The 16,181-nt window shown below is 27.8% G+C and carries 18 protein-coding genes and 1 riboswitch; of the genes, 3 read left to right on the forward strand and 15 right to left on the reverse strand.

Annotation, left to right across the window (positions count from 1 at the left end; all coding sequences use genetic code 11):
* Positions 1-35: 35 nt before the first annotated feature.
* The 8 genes from QOZ84_RS02670 to QOZ84_RS02705 form a co-directional block, all read right to left on the reverse strand.
* The gene (locus QOZ84_RS02670) at positions 36-1,733 is read right to left on the reverse strand and encodes an immunoglobulin-like domain-containing protein (protein ID WP_284131418.1); all 1,698 of its coding nucleotides are present in this window, start codon (positions 1,731-1,733) and stop codon (positions 36-38) included.
* A gap of 103 nt (positions 1,734-1,836) precedes the next feature.
* Positions 1,837-1,921, reverse strand: a riboswitch (cyclic di-GMP riboswitch).
* 164 nt (positions 1,922-2,085) lie between these two features.
* On the reverse strand, positions 2,086-3,399 hold the full coding sequence (locus QOZ84_RS02675) for a S41 family peptidase (protein WP_284131419.1): 1,314 nt from the start codon (positions 3,397-3,399) through the stop codon (positions 2,086-2,088).
* 331 nt (positions 3,400-3,730) lie between these two features.
* The gene (locus QOZ84_RS02680; RefSeq protein ID WP_284131420.1) at positions 3,731-4,249 is read right to left on the reverse strand and encodes a VanZ family protein; all 519 of its coding nucleotides are present in this window, start codon (positions 4,247-4,249) and stop codon (positions 3,731-3,733) included.
* Between the two features lie 168 nt (positions 4,250-4,417).
* On the reverse strand, positions 4,418-5,188 hold the full coding sequence (locus QOZ84_RS02685) for a hypothetical protein (RefSeq protein ID WP_284131421.1): 771 nt from the start codon (positions 5,186-5,188) through the stop codon (positions 4,418-4,420).
* Positions 5,181-5,663 (reverse strand): RNA polymerase sigma factor, encoded by a 483-nt coding sequence (locus QOZ84_RS02690; RefSeq protein ID WP_284131422.1) that lies wholly within the window; start codon positions 5,661-5,663, stop codon positions 5,181-5,183. The genes QOZ84_RS02685 and QOZ84_RS02690 overlap by 8 nt, the downstream gene beginning before the upstream one ends.
* A 258-nt stretch (positions 5,664-5,921) precedes the next feature.
* Entirely contained in the window at positions 5,922-6,575 is a 654-nt protein-coding gene (locus tag QOZ84_RS02695) for a hypothetical protein (RefSeq protein ID WP_284131423.1), read from the reverse strand.
* Positions 6,576-6,811: 236 nt separating this feature from the next.
* On the reverse strand, positions 6,812-7,384 hold the full coding sequence (locus tag QOZ84_RS02700) for a DUF4397 domain-containing protein (RefSeq protein WP_284131424.1): 573 nt from the start codon (positions 7,382-7,384) through the stop codon (positions 6,812-6,814).
* Positions 7,365-7,508 carry a hypothetical protein gene (locus QOZ84_RS02705; RefSeq protein ID WP_284131425.1) on the reverse strand — a complete coding sequence of 48 codons (144 nt, stop codon included), beginning with the start codon at positions 7,506-7,508 and terminating at the stop codon, positions 7,365-7,367. The genes QOZ84_RS02700 and QOZ84_RS02705 overlap by 20 nt, the downstream gene beginning before the upstream one ends.
* Positions 7,509-7,887: 379 nt before the next feature.
* Between QOZ84_RS02705 and QOZ84_RS02710 the strand changes: the two genes are divergently transcribed.
* The gene (locus QOZ84_RS02710; protein ID WP_284131426.1) at positions 7,888-9,312 is read left to right on the forward strand and encodes a metallophosphoesterase; all 1,425 of its coding nucleotides are present in this window, start codon (positions 7,888-7,890) and stop codon (positions 9,310-9,312) included.
* 114 nt (positions 9,313-9,426) lie between these two features.
* Here QOZ84_RS02710 and QOZ84_RS02715 read toward each other — a convergent pair whose 3' ends face one another.
* Together QOZ84_RS02715 and QOZ84_RS02720 are read right to left on the reverse strand one after the other, a co-directional pair.
* Positions 9,427-9,966, reverse strand: coding sequence for a GNAT family N-acetyltransferase (locus tag QOZ84_RS02715; protein WP_284131427.1), 540 nt, complete (start codon positions 9,964-9,966; stop codon positions 9,427-9,429).
* 27 nt (positions 9,967-9,993) lie between these two features.
* Positions 9,994-10,488, reverse strand: coding sequence for a GNAT family N-acetyltransferase (locus tag QOZ84_RS02720; protein ID WP_284131428.1), 495 nt, complete (start codon positions 10,486-10,488; stop codon positions 9,994-9,996).
* Positions 10,489-10,628: 140 nt separating this feature from the next.
* Between QOZ84_RS02720 and QOZ84_RS02725 the strand changes: the two genes are divergently transcribed.
* Positions 10,629-11,141, forward strand: a complete 513-nt coding sequence (locus QOZ84_RS02725) for a DNA topology modulation protein (RefSeq protein WP_284131429.1) — start codon at positions 10,629-10,631, stop codon at positions 11,139-11,141.
* 71 nt (positions 11,142-11,212) lie between these two features.
* Here QOZ84_RS02725 and QOZ84_RS02730 read toward each other — a convergent pair whose 3' ends face one another.
* Both QOZ84_RS02730 and QOZ84_RS02735 read right to left on the reverse strand, forming a co-directional pair.
* On the reverse strand, positions 11,213-11,464 hold the full coding sequence (locus tag QOZ84_RS02730) for a kinase to dihydroxyacetone kinase (protein WP_284131430.1): 252 nt from the start codon (positions 11,462-11,464) through the stop codon (positions 11,213-11,215).
* A 113-nt stretch (positions 11,465-11,577) separates the two neighbouring features.
* Positions 11,578-12,114 carry a GNAT family N-acetyltransferase gene (locus QOZ84_RS02735; protein WP_284131431.1) on the reverse strand — a complete coding sequence of 179 codons (537 nt, stop codon included), beginning with the start codon at positions 12,112-12,114 and terminating at the stop codon, positions 11,578-11,580.
* Positions 12,115-12,289: 175 nt separating this feature from the next.
* Between QOZ84_RS02735 and QOZ84_RS02740 the strand changes: the two genes are divergently transcribed.
* The gene (locus QOZ84_RS02740; protein ID WP_284131432.1) at positions 12,290-12,856 is read left to right on the forward strand and encodes a hypothetical protein; all 567 of its coding nucleotides are present in this window, start codon (positions 12,290-12,292) and stop codon (positions 12,854-12,856) included.
* Positions 12,857-12,904: 48 nt separating this feature from the next.
* Here the strand turns inward: QOZ84_RS02740 and QOZ84_RS02745 are convergent, their stop codons facing one another.
* The 3 genes from QOZ84_RS02745 to QOZ84_RS02755 form a co-directional block, all read right to left on the reverse strand.
* On the reverse strand, positions 12,905-14,713 hold the full coding sequence (locus QOZ84_RS02745) for a CotH kinase family protein (RefSeq protein WP_284131433.1): 1,809 nt from the start codon (positions 14,711-14,713) through the stop codon (positions 12,905-12,907).
* Positions 14,714-14,729: 16 nt separating this feature from the next.
* A complete protein-coding gene (locus QOZ84_RS02750; RefSeq protein WP_284131434.1) occupies positions 14,730-15,404 on the reverse strand; it encodes a DUF4956 domain-containing protein in 675 nt (224 codons plus the stop codon).
* Positions 15,405-15,469: 65 nt separating this feature from the next.
* Positions 15,470-16,159, reverse strand: a complete 690-nt coding sequence (locus QOZ84_RS02755) for a polyphosphate polymerase domain-containing protein (protein WP_284131435.1) — start codon at positions 16,157-16,159, stop codon at positions 15,470-15,472.
* Positions 16,160-16,181 lie beyond the last annotated feature (22 nt).

A 16,181-nucleotide genomic window follows, 5' to 3' on the forward strand; every position in this document is an offset into this window, starting at 1 on the left:
AATTATTAGTTATGTACTATTTATATTATTTTTTATTAAATATTTCCTATTAATGACCAAGAATCATCGCTTCCTGGAGTTGTTTTTGTCCACCAGTTTGCTTTATATAATTTACTTTGGTAGCGAACTTTTTCTCCAGCTACATAAATAGATCCTTCTTCAAAATCAACACTTCCATCTTCATATGGGATAACTTCTTTTACCCATGCCTCAGATAAGTCAGGTGCCTCTCCTTGTACCCACCACTTTGCAGTATACTTATGTCCTTTGTATATAACTGTATCTCCATCGTTATATATTTTTTTAGAATCATAAGTATCCTCAAGTTCAGATACTTTTTTAACTGTTATATTACATTCTTTTACGTCTTTTAGACCTTCACTGTCTTGTACTGTATATGTTAATTTATATATTCCTTCTTTTGAAGTATCTACTTTTCCTTCTATAACTATTTTGTCAGTTATATCTCCGTCTTCCCTGTCAGTAGCAGTTATTCCTTTTTTAGCATCAAATACATCTCCAACAGCTATACTTTTATTCAAAACTCCATATATAGTAGGCTTTGAATTTGATGGTGGGTTAACTTCACCATTTTTACCAAATTCTTTAAATAAGTTAGTAAACTCATACTGATGCGATACGCCAGCGTTATCTTCTAGCATTGCATCTCTATTCATTGACCAGAAAGAAGTCATTCCTATACCTTTTTCTATAGCATGATCAACTACTAACTTAGATAATTCTTTAGTAAATGTTGGATGAGCAGAACTTTCAAATCCTATAGAAGATGTTGTTCCTACTTTTCTATAAGCTTCTTGATCAGATAACTCTATATTCAAATATTTCTTAAAGTAATCTTTAACTTGGTTTTTAGTAGAGTCAATAGCTCTTACAGAAGCAGTTCCATAGTTTTCGCCTGGATTTAATGTTGCACTTCCATAGCACATTGTCATAATATTTACTAATTCTATATCAACACCATTTGATAAATAAGCTTCTAAAACATCTAATTGCACCTGTGTTAATCCACTTGGCAATACTGGTAAAGTCAATACAATATCTACGCCAGTTTCATCTTGTACTTTTTTTATTGCTTTAGCGTTTGCTATATTATTAGCCTTACTTTGAGATGCTCCTCCTTCAATATCAAGGTCTAATCTTGTAATTCCATATCCTTTTATAATTTCTTCATATGTTTTAGTTAAAACATCAACATCTTGAGTTGCTTCCCAAAAAGTTACTCCATTTGCTCCCCCTAGTGAAAAAGTAACATCTCCACCTATTTCACGCAATTCTCTTATTGATTTCTTTATGCCCATATACTGATCATTATCTTTGTTTGCTTCGTTTAATACAGTGTATCCTCCCCATCCCCATTGAATTTTTCCATCTTTTATCTGATTTGATATAGATTGAATAAATCCAAGGTTAAAGAATTTAACTCCTGTATCCTGAGCTATTTTAACTAAATTGGTAGTACCATTATTAGTATAACCTGGTTTAGTTATCCAAGATAACATATCTACATACGGTGCATTCACTTGTTTTGGCCACTGTATCCCTTGTCCTACTCCAAAATCTGCTTCAGATACCTCTTGGTTTACTTCTTGGTTTTCGTTTGCAAAAGCTGTTATTCCTGGATATAAAGGTGTCAGTAATGTCCCAACCATCATTGAACTCATAACAGAAGCTACAATAACTTTCCTTAATTTTGGGTTTCCTCTCAATTTCATAGCGTTTAATCCTCCTATTAATAATTTTCAATAGGCAGCTAAAGTTCTCCCTAAGTCTTTTAAATCAAAAACTTAAAGATACACTTACAATTAATAAACATTAATTGGCAACTGGCTGGCATGGAATTTCTTCTTTAGCCCCTTTAGCTTTGCGACACTAGATTTCCCTAGCTTTGCCTAATAAATCTGAATATAAATACGCATGTATTTACTTATTTATTATTATGTCATATTTTGCATTATTTTCCAATATATATTATCTATTTCTGTAAATTTTTCACAAACTTAATTCCTAAAACACTTATTATATTATTTTAGGAATTAATCTAATGCTATTTTAAATTTTTAAATACTAATTTAAGTTTTTAATAAACTCATAGCAATCATCTATTCCATTTATATAGTTTTCATAAGTCTGTATTATCTTAACGTCTGGCTTAACTCCCCCAACATGACCGTCTTTACAAGTTACATCAGAATAAGGATATTTAATAATCAACTTAGAATTAGGCAAAGTTATAAACTCACCCTCAGTTCCAAACATATTTACATTTCCACCGCTTTCCTCACCAATTACAGTTGCATCTAATTTATTTTGCAATCTCCAAGATAAAATAGCACCTGCCGAAGCTGTTTCTTTTCCTTGTATAACTATTATGTCTTTGTCATTTAAATAAGTTCTATATTTAAGCTTACTTATAAGTGAATCCACAAGCGCAAACGCCCCACCACGATTATTTCTTAAATCTATGACAATCTTATCAAATTTATCGTTATTTATTTTATCTATAAGATTTCTTTCAAACTCATAATAATCTGGATAATTATGAGCATTTTCTTTATCAATATTTGGACCTTGCTTTGTAAGAATTCTATTGTATTTAAAATATAATATATTATCTTTTTCAAACTCTTTAAACCAATAAAAATCATTTTTCTGTTCTGATTTTTCACTAATCTCTGACTCTTTTTTTTCTAAATTCACATAGTTTACTTCCTTATTTTTTATAGCTTTCACTTTTATATTTGTTTTTTCTTTGTTTTCATTTTCAAATACATATTGAGTTTCATCACCATCAACTATTTGTAGGAATTTTAGAAATTCATATATAGACATACATTTTTTTGCTCTAAGCTTTGCAAATTGTTCATTATCATAACTATTAAGAGTTGAAACTTTTTTTATAACTTCATCTGTAGGTACATTATTTATAGATAATAATTTATAGCCTAATATATCTTTATATTGGCTATCACACTCTATAACCCTTAATCCATCTTTAAAGTATTCAAATTTAATTGGAAATTCAATTACTTCTTCAATTTCTATTTTTTCTTTTCCTATAGGTGTAAGTAAATTTAGTACATCTGTACTCGTGTGTGCGTCCTTTATCTGGGATATAATTTGGGCTATTCTTAAAGAAATGCTAACATCTGATAGCTTTACTACATCAGATTTGAGTTTTTTCAAGCTTATTTTCCATTCTTCTTCGGATATGTATCTAAATAAATCGGGGTGCTTTAACCTTATATTTTTATCTAAGTACTCTATATCTTGTATCCATTTTTTATTATCAAGTGACTTCTCACCATCAATAGTACTACTGCATCCTGATAAAACAATTGTTGAGAATATAAAAATCATAATAAATATTATTTTTTTCATAAATCTCCTCCATCTAAATTAATAAAACTATATACTAATGTGTATTAAATTTTTATTAAAGTAATGTATATAGTAAAAAAAAAAGAATAATAACATCAAGGTTATTATTCGCTTTATTTTTTTACTATAAAATTATCACTATAAATATTTTTAATTTATTTTTTTATATAATTAGCAATTTTACGCCATTCATCACCCGAAAAAATGCTCAATATTAAATCTGAAATAATTACACCTATATCTATTAATAATTCCATAAATATTCACAGCCTTTCTTTTAATTATAGCATTAACTTCTTAAACTAAAGTTATTACAAATCATATTAATAATCTAATTACATACTAGCAGTCCCACTACTATAACTGCAACTGGAAGCATAACTAAGGTGCTGCAAATAGTAACGAAGTTTTTAACTTTTATATTATCACTAAAAATCTTTTTAATCAGCATATAAATACCTATACCAATAATTCCACCTGTAGTATTAGTAATAATATCAGTTATATCACTAGCACCTATCCCAAATATATATTGACTAAATTCAAATATAAAACTTATCATAGCAATTATAAATATGCTCTTAGATATTTTTGTATCCTTAATTAATATATTTATATAAATTCCAAGTGGTACAAATAAAATTATATTTCCTACTATATCTAACTTATCAAAGTTCCCATTAAGTACCTCATTAAATGGAATTAGGTTAAGTGTTCGTGAAAATTCTCTATCACTACTAAATAGTTCTAGTGGAGATACATATTTAAATACAATAATCGATAAAATAAAAATTGTGTAAAAAACAAATCCCATAATAAATAAACTGTTAATTATTTTTTTCTTATTCATTTCAAAAATCCCCTCATTTTAAACATTTTAATTTTGTATTAATATACAAATTTTTCCAATTATATGATAGCATTAATAAAGTTCAAAGTAAAATGAGCGCTACTTCAAAATAATAGCTATAATGACCTAAAAAGTCACTATAGCTATTACAAGCATTATAATAAAATCCTATTTAGCATCAATAACTTCATGTGCCATTTTAACCAATTCATCCTTTGACAAATCAGAATCTGTTGCTAAAACATAATAGTATATTCCATTTTGTTCCCAACTTAAATATTGAACTTGAGATATTTCTACATTTCTACTTCCTACACTAAATTCATATTTGCCAGATGCTTCATCTTTTTTATCTTGTTCAGTCATTTTATAATCTGGTGGCACACATTTATTAGCATATGATGTATAATATAATTCTGTATCTTTATAATTATCAACTAAAATTTCTTTTTCTGATTTTCCACCTAACATTTTATTTTCCATTCCAAGCATTACTTTATCATTATCTTTTTCATAAGAAAAATTAAGTGATTTTGATTTACCTAAAGAATTCCCTTTTTCATCCAATGCTTCATTATTTGAAGTATATCCATTATCAAAAGTGTATCCGTTATTAAATTTTTCAACCAATTTAGGATTAAATCCAAAATCATCCTTCACTTGTTGTATTGTTGGTAGACTAGTATAGGTTGGTATATTACTAGAACTTCCCACTAATGAAAATACCTTTCCTGCTGCAAATGCAGTTGTTCCTAATACAAAAGTTGCTGCTAGTGTAACTATTACTCTCTTTTTAAATGACACCTTTTTAAATATTGTTTTATTTTCCATTTCACCATACTCCTTTTTATCAGGTAAGTTGTTTAATGTATCACTTACCTTATTTTTAAAACCTAGTGGTGTATCTGGAAAGTCATTTTTGAAATTATAATTATTCATAGGTTACCTCCATATGTTCTAATTTTATCTTTAATAATTTTCGTCCCTTTGCTAACCTACTTTTTACAGTCCCTGAAGGTATTTTTAAAATCTTTTTAACTTCTTCTACTGAATATCCCTCTACATAATAAAGAACAATTGTAATACGAATGCGTGGTGGTAGTTTATAAATAGCCAAATATAATTCACTATAATCTTTTTTATCATCAGCCTTAGTAAATGCAAAACATTCTTCATAAGGTACATTTGTAATTTTTTTGCGTTTTAAACTATAACATTCATTTATTAATATCCTGATTAACCAGGTTTTAAAGTATTGTTCTTCTTTTAGGGTTTCTAATTTATCATAAGCTTTTAAAATTGCCCCCTGAACTGCATCTTCGCAGTCTTGATCATGAAGTAAAATAGATTTAGCCACATGATATAAAGTTCTTTCAGCTTCAAGAACTTTTTCTATAAATATATTTTTGTTCAATTAACTGCCTACCTTTCCTAGCAAATTATAGCGCTACTTCTTTGCTTTACACTAATTAGATGTATGTATATGCTAAATGGTTCATTTTTTTGAATTAAATTAAAAAATGACCTATAAATGGTATGCACCCATAAATAAGTCATCTTGTATATAATACTACTTCATAATTATTAACTAATGCAAATTACTATCTAAAATACAAATAATTTAAAACTTATTTTCTTAAATATTAACAATTATAACAATTTCGTACTAAAATCAATCTATTATTTTATATGTATCTAACAACCAATTTCTCCAATTATTTTCAAATCCTCCTTTATCATCACTAATAAATCCTATTACATCATCACTTCCACAATTTCTAACAATATTAAGTACAACATCAAACCCATAAGTTTCATCTATGTACTTAACAATAGACCATCCCCAATCATAAGAAAGCATAATATCATTATTTATATCTTCAATTGTAGGTATTTTATTATCTAAAACGCCATCTATTACAGGTGTTTTAAATTCATCTTCATCTTCATTTTGCTTAGATAAATAAATAGCGATCCCCTCACTAAACCATCTTGCTATATTTTCCATATCTACGCTTAAATGTTCATGGAACATATGCACCATTTCATGTATTAAAAGTCTTTTATAATCATCAAAATTATACTTATATATTGAATCTGTACCATAGGCTGATGGGCATAAAAGAATTAAATCTGTTCTTTGAGGTTGTGCAATTCTCCCTTTATTAGTTGGCATTTTAATATTTATTTTCAAAATATTTAAGATAAGATACTCAAATTCATTTCTATTCGGTGCTAGATATATATTTATATTTTTTTTAAATATATCTTCTTTTACTACAAGTTTTTTACTTAATTCATATATGCACTCTTTAACTTCTTTCAAGGTATCTTTGGCATAGTTTTTATTTACATAGAAAACATTTATATTTTCATCTTGTATACTATTGTATTTTATATTATTTAAATTTTTAATGCTCCCCAGCCCCTTTTTTATTTAATTGTAGCAGAATACATAACTACTTTAAATCAATCTAAAGTCATGTTTAGCATAATTTTCTTCTTTAAACATACAAAATAAGATTAGATGCAACTCTAACCTTATTTTTGTATGTTTTCATATTATTCAAGGGCACACTTTTTAATAATCGTATTTCCATCTACTACCTGGATTATCTGAAAATTATACCCTAACCCAAGTTTTTTTAATTCTTGATTTGAAGTTCCAACACAATATAATGTATATATTTTATCTGCACTCATCTTAATATCTGTATTTAATATTTGCCCAATTCCCTCTGATGGAAGAACTCCTACTTGATAAGTTCCTGTAAGAATTTCCGTATATTTATTGCCACTGTTACTGTCTACTTTTCTAGCTAATTTATATCCCTCTGACGCCATAAGAAATATTAATGAATCTGGAGTTAAATTATAAAATCTAACAACTGATTTATTAGGTTTTGATTCTTGTTCAACATTATCTATTATCGGCACTAATTTCAAATTATTTAAATCTCCTGTAACTGCAAGGGTCATTAATTGACCTCCTATGATTTCTACATCATTAACCTCAAGAATGGGATTCTGTTTAGTGTTAGCTAGATAAACTTGAATACTATAGGTTCCTCCAGTTCCAGTTACATAAGAGCTAATTTGTACTGCTTTTAAATCTTTAGCTAATACAAAGTTCATTATTCATATATACGTCTAAAGCTCCTGGCTTAATTAAAGAATTAAATACTCTAATAAATGAATACTGAGAAGTTAAACAAGGAGGTAATGGAGCATCCACAAGTTCACGATGATTACGAAGCATAAAAACACATCCTTATTATTTAATATTAGTGTAGTAATAATAGTATTATATGAATATAACTAAAAATTGTTATGCTATACATTAATTAATGTTCCTTAATTTAAGGCTATTTCCAATAATTTAATGTAGATTTATCCCCCTAAATATACATTAAGGCCTAGTATGTGAATATACTAAAAACATATTTAAAATAAGAATAAATACCTTGATAATATTTATAGATTTATATGATTTTATGAGTGAAGTTAGCTTTATTGACATAATAAAAAAGGTATTATGGGTATTAATGTTGAATTTTTAATATCATTGGATAAATTTGTAAAATTATTTCTTATGAATACTTTCAATCTACAATACAAGGGAAGGAACATAAACGTTTATGGACAAAAAACTATTAGGGTGCATTATAGGGGTATGTACACTATTAATATCAGGATGCACATCTACAAAAACAACTGATATAAGTGTATTAGCAACTACAGATTTACATGGAGTAATACCATACGAGCTAAATAATTATGTAGCAAGCGAAAAAAAGAAAGATAAAAATCTAACTTTGGTAGATGCAGGAGATTTTTATGATAGAGAATTTGGGACATCGGAGGATATGCAAAAATTTTCAGAACAAATAAATCAGGATAGCAAAAATGAAGATGTTAAGCATAGAGAAATTCCTATTGCAAAGGAAATGAAAGAAGTTGGTTATGATACTATAACTCTTGGAAATCATGAGTTTATATGTAATGGTAAACTTAGTTTAGATAATATTATAGATGATTTTGAAAAACAAGGAATAAGTGTTTTATCAGCAAATACATACAAGAAAAATGGAGATAGTTATACAAAACCTTATGTTATAAAAGAAATTAAAACTTCAGAGGGAACTGTTAAGTTAGGTATATTGGGTCTTACTATTAAAGAAGTTGGAGAAAGTAAAGAATTTGTGGGTGATAAATTAGTCCCTACTAAATCATTAGAGCTAAAAGACCAAAAGCAGTACAATGGAGATTTATATATGAATGACTTAGTAGAAGATGCTAAAAAATGGGTTAAGGTTATGAATGAAAAAGAAGATGCTGATATTATAGTAGCAGTTGCACATACAGGAGAAAAACCTAAAAAGCCTAAAAATCCAGGAAATAGAATACAAGATTTGGCACAGCAAGTTGACGGTATTGATGCAATAGTTGCCGGGCATAATCATGTTCAAATCAAACAAAACAATTATAAAAATAAGTCTGGTGAAGATGTTATAGTTACAGAGCCTGGTAAACATGGAGAGTGTATTTCAAAAATTAATTTCAAGCTAGAAAAAACTAAAAAGGGCTGGGATATTGTTGATAAATCTAGTGATATAGCTCAGTTTGATGAAAGTAAAAAACACTTTAAAGAATTATTTGATAACGGGGTAAAACTTGATATGGGAATATTCGAGATGGGTGAAAAATTAGGCGAAGAAATAAGTCTATCAAAGGTAAGTTCTTTAAAATGGGATAAGGGATATGTATTTAAACCAGGAACTTCAAGAGAAAAAATATATGATACTGTAGGTTCTAAGTTCTATAGAATTACTGAAAGTGATGATGCTTATAGGGTTATACTTATGGATGGAGATAAAGTTGTTTATTTTTCAACTTGGAGTAATGATTTAATCCCATATAATTTTGAATTTGATAGTGCAGATTTTAAAGATGAAATTTTAACTTTAACTCCTGGGAAAAATGATTATTTTAAGGTTGAAAAAGGCAAGAAACATCCAATGACTAGTAGTCCTTCTATTAAACTAAATTATATTTCTAAATAGAATTTTAATAAAAAAGTTAATTTTAATTTGACAATGAAAAAGGCACATTATTTTATAATGTGCCAATTGTTATGCATTGCTAAATCACTATTTCTGATAGTTATTAAAAATTAGTTAATTACTTTGTTTTATATAATCTTCTTTAGTTAGAGCATATATTAAATGGAACACTCCTTTTCCGTTATGTTCTCTCATATAATCATCTATAACTTTCATACCTAATCTTTTAGCCACTTTGCTTGAACTAGTATTTTCAGGAATTACTTGTGCTATATACCTATCAGCACCAAGAGTATTAAATATATAATCTCCACATTCTTTAATTCCTTCTGTTGCATACCCCTTACCCCAAAATTTTTCTTTTAATATGTAAGCTACTTCAATATACTCAGTTGCTTTTATTGTTACTGGAAGTATGCCCATTATACCAACAACTTCATTTGTTGATTTTTCTACAGCTAAATAATAGCTATATCCAAAGACCTCATATTGTTCTATAATTTTATCTATCCATGCTTGAACTTCTTCATCTGAATAAGTTTTTCCCCATCCAACAGACATTAACTTTTTATCTTGTAAAATAATTTTCATCTCTTCGTAATCATCTTGGTTTATCTTTTTTAAGACTAGTCTTTCTGTTTTTATAATTTCCATGTATTTCTCCCATTTTTTTAATTCTGTTTAATATAATTTTGCCATACAAAACTCATCAACATATTTTCCATCAATAATCATAGAATTTTTCTTTATCCCCTCTACCATAAATCCATGTTTTTCATAAAGGTGCTTTGCTACTACATTAGAACATATTACACTCAACTCAAGCCTTTTAATGTTATTGTCTCTAGCCCATGAATCTAGCTTATCAAATAAGTTACTTCCAATACCTTTACCTCTAAAACTTTCACGAATTCCAACAACAATATATGCAGTATGTCTAATTCTTCTTTGAACACCTCTTTGCACAGAAATAAATCCTACTATACTATTTTCATGTGTTGCTACCAAAATCAAGTTGTCACCATTTATACCCCTATCTATTATACTCTTTGTTATATTAATATCTGTAGGACGTTCGTCAGGCTCAAACAGCATATATTTGGTTTCTTTATCCAAGTTTAAAAGCATATCTAGATAATTTTCAGCATCTTGCATTTGTATTTTACGAATCTCCATATTTTATCCCCTTAAAATTTTATATTTACAACAATTATAAACCATAAATTAAACACTATGCTAAGAAATTAATTGATTTACTTTGATTAACACTACTATTATAATTTAACTGTAGTTTATTAAGATTGAGAGGTGTTATAATGAAAATTGCAATACTTGGTTATAGCGGAAGTGGAAAATCAACACTCGCTAAAAATCTTGCACATTACTATGAGATACCAGTTTTATTTCTTGACACAGTAAATTTTTTACCTAATTGGGTTGAGCGAAGTAAGCAAGATGGGCGTTTAATCGTTTCTGATTTTATGCAAAACGATTCTTGGGTAATTGATGGTAACTATGGTGATTTTTTTCAAAGAGAAAGATTAGATCAATCTGATAAAATAATTTTCATGAATTTTCCTCGCAGAATTTGTATCTACAGAGCTTTCAAGCGATATCTTAAATATAAAAATACAACTCGTGAAGACATGGCTAATGGATGTATAGAGAAAATAGATTTAGAATTTATATGGTGGATTCTTCATGAAGGTCGTAATAAAGAAAGACGCAATAATTATAAACAAATAGAAAAAGACTTCAAAGATAAAATAGTAGTTTTGAAAAATCCCAAAGAGGTTGATTTATATTTACAAAATACAATAAATCCATAAAACACTAAAAATATATTTAAATTAAGAATGGATGACAACAGTCCTCCATTTTTATTATATTTAAGTTTTATTTAACCTTGAAGACCATTTGTTTGTCTTTGCATATTTTCTACAACGATATCATGAATTTCTCCCAAAGAAGCACAATACTCAAGCACTTTCCATGGAGTATTTGTGTGAAAATGTATTTTTATCAGTTCATCATCGCCAACTGCAAGTAAGCAATCACCTTCAATATTTTTTGTAATATACTCATTAATTTTCTCTTCTGAAAGTCCTTCTCCCTCAACTAATAACTGTGTATCAAACTTATATTCAAGCATAACTAATCTCCTTTTTATATATATATTTATTAAGCAAAAAATCTAACGTTGAAACCAAAGTGATTAAACAATATTTCCAAAAATACATTTGAAAACTTATAAAATTAATACGTCTAGTCTATATATAACCCCATAGTAACAGTATTATAATAAACACCATGCACGCATATATCTTTTTTCAACAATCCTTCTCTTTCAAACCCAAACTTCTCATATAATCTAATACCCCTATCGTTGTCTTCTCTAACTAAAAGACTTATCTTCTTTGTTATACCATTAGACTTACACCATTGTATTAGATAACTTATAACCTCATTACCAAGCCCCATCCCCCAGTATTTTTTTCTAAAACTTATTCCCAAAGTTGCATTATGCTTCATTCTTTCCTTTTGGATAGAATTTATAGATGCAATCCCTACTATTTCATCATTTATAATAGTAAGCACATTTTTACAATTCTTCATACTATTAGTTTTCTCTATATACTCTTGTTCTGCTTCTACACTTAATGTAAATTCATTCTCACCAAAAGTTATAAAGTCACTTTCTCCTCCTATTATATTTAAATAATCTATCATAGCTTTTGCATCTTCTTTTGTTGGTGTTCTTAAAATTGCAGTTTCTCCGTTTTTTAATTTAATTTCTTTCATCCTTTATCCTCCTTATATTTTAAGTTATATAATCGTATTTAACTTATTAAAATTCTTCATAAATTTTATTAATCCTCCTAAATGTCGTCCAATAGAAATATCCTATTAGAAGATACGTATAAAAATAATACTTAAAGACAATAATTAAAGATATATATTACAAGGGGGTGGAATTTTGAAAAAGTTATTTTTAATGTTACTACTAATCATTCTTCCAATATCATTTATGGGATGCAGCAGTGCTAATATGGAAGATAAAATAACAATAAACAAAGAAGATAGTCATTTAAGTATGGTTGGAATGGGTACAGACTACAACATTAGTCCCTTAGAAAGATCTAAATATGGTATTCAAATTTATGCTAAGGAATACAACTGTGGGGAACTCAAAGAAAAACATAATTTATTAAAAACTTCTATAAAGCTTGAAAATAATATTAATGATTTACATGTAGGTGTTTTCCAAAATGATAAAAATATAAGCGTTGGTTTAGATGGTTCTTATTTAGATTTCCCAGTAAATTTTTTCAATAAATCATACAATGGAACTGCTCTTTCAGTATTAGATGTTGAAAAAGAGATAAAACTAAACAAAGAAACACCTATTGCAATATATAGTATAGGAAAAGAAGATGATTCTACATATGCTATGAACATAGATGGAAATGATGATTTAGGTTTGGGTTTAAATGAAAATGATTTAATTATTTATCTTAAAATAAATAAAGTAGGGGATATGTAATATCTCCTACTTTATTTTTTATATTAACAAAGTATCCGTTATAGTGTTTTATGATTTTACTTTTATAATTTTTCGTCTCTTAAAAAATGACACTAATACTATTACTAAAGACATACTAATTATAGCAACTAAACTAATTATATACTTACTATAATCTGTATTACCTTTTTTAGACATCATATGTTCCCCTTGATTTTCGCGTTTTACATTTTGATCATTGGGTTTGAATTCACCATCTTGGTTAATATTTGGTTTTTCCATATCCATCCCTTGAGGTGGTTGTGGCATATTTTCCATACCTTGTGGTTTTTCCATATCTTGTGGCATTTGATCTTGCTCTTTATTATTTTGTGTTTCATTCTTATCTTTTGTGCTTGATACTACACCACTTAGTTGATCTTTTATTGTTTTACTCATAGTTTGCGACAAATCTAATATTCCTGGTAAATTTTTTCCCATTGGCATATTATCTTTAGCTTCTTTATTTTCCTTTTGATTATTATTTTCTTTATTTTGTAAATTATTTTGTTTATCTTGAATCTTTGTATTATTATCTTGAGTCTTTATGTTACTAGCTTGTTTATTACCCATACCTTCACTAGTATCAGCTATTTGAGATTTTATATTTGTTTCAAACTCTTTATAAGTATAAAATGCGGTTGGATCCTCTTTTACATATGTTGCTATTAAGCTATGCAATTGATTTGTCATAGTCGTTAAATAATCTGAGTCCAGATACTTTTCAACTATTTCATTTAAATACTTATGGTATTTTTCTTTATATTTTTCATTTGATAATAAATTTGATACAAGAGGCCTATCCTCTACGTTACCTGTAGTTGGCTCATCAATGTATATTAATTGACCTGAACCTTTGCCTCCATTAAATCCACCAAATGCCATATTTAAGTCCCATGGTATTACAGTAAACTTTCCGTTTTCCTCATATAAATAATAGTTATGTGCAAAGCTTCCTTGATAACTATCTAAATTTAAAAGAGCTGTATTTAATGCTATATATTTAAGTGCCGAGTCTACATCTAAATACTTTTCTATATCTTTACCACTCTCTAGTGCCTTTAACATATTTGTAAATTTAGTATAGTCAGCATTTTTCCTATCACTTTTTACTTCCATTGATGAATAATTTTTAAAATCATCTCCGTTATACTTTAAACTTCCGCCTTGTGCACCTGTTGATTTGTATAAATCTCCACTTATAGTTTCAAAATTATTTTCTATAAACGGTTCTAATATACTTTCAACTGCTAGATACAATCCATGATATTTACCATTTATAGATACTTTTGCATAAGCCATCTCTGGTGTTTTAAGTCCCATATCTTCACATATGCTATATGATATAAATTCTCTCATATATGAAGGGTCTGAATAGTTATTGTTAAGGTTTAACTGAGTTAATCCTTCCATAGTTTGTCCACTTACATATTCATCAAAATCTATTTTTAAACTAAATCTATCTTCACCCTTAGTTTGAGTGCTACTATTTTTACTCTCACTTGAGTTTTCTTTATTCTTTGTACTACTTGATGCTACTGATTTAAGACTTGAATTCCCTTTAGGTCTTACTGCAATGTTTTTATATGTATCGCCATCTATAGTGACACTTGCCATTTTAGATTCTTCACTTTGAGCATTTGCAAACATCTCTTCTAACTCTTTTTCATCTATTTCTATATTAACGTCCATTACTTTATCTCTATTAAGATATTTTTCAATATATTTATCACTATGTACATCCACACCTTTACTTCCTGATATGCTGTAGATATATATAACTCCTATTAAAAATGTAATCATAAGTAAAGTAAGTGCTATGAATTTTTTATTTTTCATAAGAGATTACTCCTCTCTATATTGCATAGTCCCCATTGTAGCTTACAAGTACTGAATTAGTAACTCCTTGTACTTCACTTAATTCATTTACAAACTTAGTTTCTCCATCTTTCATTCTAACTTCAAATACTAACTCGATTCCTCTATTTGGTATAACGCTCTTTGATTTAACTTGGTATTTTGAAAATGTTGATTTTATTTTTTCATTTACTCTTTGTTCACAGATTTCATCATTGCAATTTATCATTAATATATATGGAGTATCTGTAACAGTTTTATTAGCAAAGAATATTAATATTAATCCCATTAAAATTGATGCAAATATTGCCAGAGGAATAAGTCCTGCCCCTAAAACTATACCTGATGCTATTGACCAAAATAAAAACACTAAATCCATAGGATCTTTTATAGCTGTTCTAAAACGAACTATTGATAATGCCCCTACCATACCTAGTGATAACACTACATTTGACGTAACCGCTAATATAACAAATGTTGTAAGCATAGTTAACGCTACTAAAGACACATTAAATGGTCTAGAATACATAACTCCCATAAACGTCTTTTTATATATCATATATATAAATAAACCTACTAAAAATGCTGCACCTAACGCTAGTGCACTATCTATAACTGAAAACCCAGCCACCTTATCTACAAAACTTGATTTAAAAATATCATTAAATGTCATACTATATTTCCTACCTTTCTTATCTACATAACTTTATGTTTTGATTTCTATTTGCAATGTATTTACTATAAATAAACTCTACTACTTGCATATTTTGAAATTGCGGTTGAACTACATTTATTAATTTGAACTAAATCTAGTATAAAATCTGGTATAAACTCGTCATACTTAACTTCTAACACACTTGTATTATTTTCTATAATAGATATGCACTGAGCTTTTGTATCAAATATGTCGATAGTGTTTATTGGTGTTTTTATATCTCTATCTATTGTAACTCTTATATTTCCTACCCCATATGTATAAGCTTCTCTGTAATAATCAACTATTGATTTCGGTCTTAATCTATCGCACTTTAATTTAACGTAAAACTCTTGAAGCAATTTGTCATCAGATTCTTTTAAAAATTCTATATCATTTGCTATTATCTTTTTTACTTGTGTTTTAGTTAAAGTCGCACTTATTTTTGCAGTCATGTTATTGTGTTTTATTTTTTTCTCTAACCTTATAAAAGAAATATCATGATTATAAAGTCTTATTCTAAATTTCTCCCTTATAGAAAGCCCGTTTATTTTATCTAATAAAGCTTTATCTTCTGGAGTATCAAAATAAAGGCTTCTTATAAGATATTTCCCATCATTTGATGCATTCTTATCCAGCTTCATAATAGGAGAAATTCTAGACTTTATAGTTACTATATCCGCATTCATAATTTTGTGTTTCATTTCATGTCTATACTTTAATTTTTTCTTCATCTTTTCACCTCATTTCTCTGAT

Source organism: Romboutsia sedimentorum, assembly GCF_030131845.1.
Taxonomy (GTDB): domain Bacteria; phylum Bacillota; class Clostridia; order Peptostreptococcales; family Peptostreptococcaceae; genus Romboutsia_D; species Romboutsia_D sedimentorum.

Bases quoted from the DNA above. Each gene is read 5' to 3' on its own strand.
- QOZ84_RS02670 (WP_284131418.1), bottom strand. From the start codon at position 1,733: ATGAAATTGAGAGGAAACCCAAAATTAAGGAAAGTTATTGTAGCTTCT.
- QOZ84_RS02675 (WP_284131419.1), bottom strand. From the start codon at position 3,399: ATGAAAAAAATAATATTTATTATGATTTTTATATTCTCAACAATTGTT.
- QOZ84_RS02680 (WP_284131420.1), bottom strand. From the start codon at position 4,249: ATGAATAAGAAAAAAATAATTAACAGTTTATTTATTATGGGATTTGTT.
- QOZ84_RS02685 (WP_284131421.1), bottom strand. From the start codon at position 5,188: ATGAATAATTATAATTTCAAAAATGACTTTCCAGATACACCACTAGGT.
- QOZ84_RS02700 (WP_284131424.1), bottom strand. From the start codon at position 7,384: ATGAACTTTGTATTAGCTAAAGATTTAAAAGCAGTACAAATTAGCTCT.
- QOZ84_RS02705 (WP_284131425.1), bottom strand. From the start codon at position 7,508: ATGCTTCGTAATCATCGTGAACTTGTGGATGCTCCATTACCTCCTTGT.
- QOZ84_RS02710 (WP_284131426.1), top strand. From the start codon at position 7,888: ATGGACAAAAAACTATTAGGGTGCATTATAGGGGTATGTACACTATTA.
- QOZ84_RS02715 (WP_284131427.1), bottom strand. From the start codon at position 9,966: ATGGAAATTATAAAAACAGAAAGACTAGTCTTAAAAAAGATAAACCAA.
- QOZ84_RS02720 (WP_284131428.1), bottom strand. From the start codon at position 10,488: ATGGAGATTCGTAAAATACAAATGCAAGATGCTGAAAATTATCTAGAT.
- QOZ84_RS02725 (WP_284131429.1), top strand. From the start codon at position 10,629: ATGAAAATTGCAATACTTGGTTATAGCGGAAGTGGAAAATCAACACTC.
- QOZ84_RS02730 (WP_284131430.1), bottom strand. From the start codon at position 11,464: ATGCTTGAATATAAGTTTGATACACAGTTATTAGTTGAGGGAGAAGGA.
- QOZ84_RS02735 (WP_284131431.1), bottom strand. From the start codon at position 12,114: ATGAAAGAAATTAAATTAAAAAACGGAGAAACTGCAATTTTAAGAACA.
- QOZ84_RS02745 (WP_284131433.1), bottom strand. From the start codon at position 14,713: ATGAAAAATAAAAAATTCATAGCACTTACTTTACTTATGATTACATTT.
- QOZ84_RS02750 (WP_284131434.1), bottom strand. From the start codon at position 15,404: ATGACATTTAATGATATTTTTAAATCAAGTTTTGTAGATAAGGTGGCT.
- QOZ84_RS02755 (WP_284131435.1), bottom strand. From the start codon at position 16,159: ATGAAGAAAAAATTAAAGTATAGACATGAAATGAAACACAAAATTATG.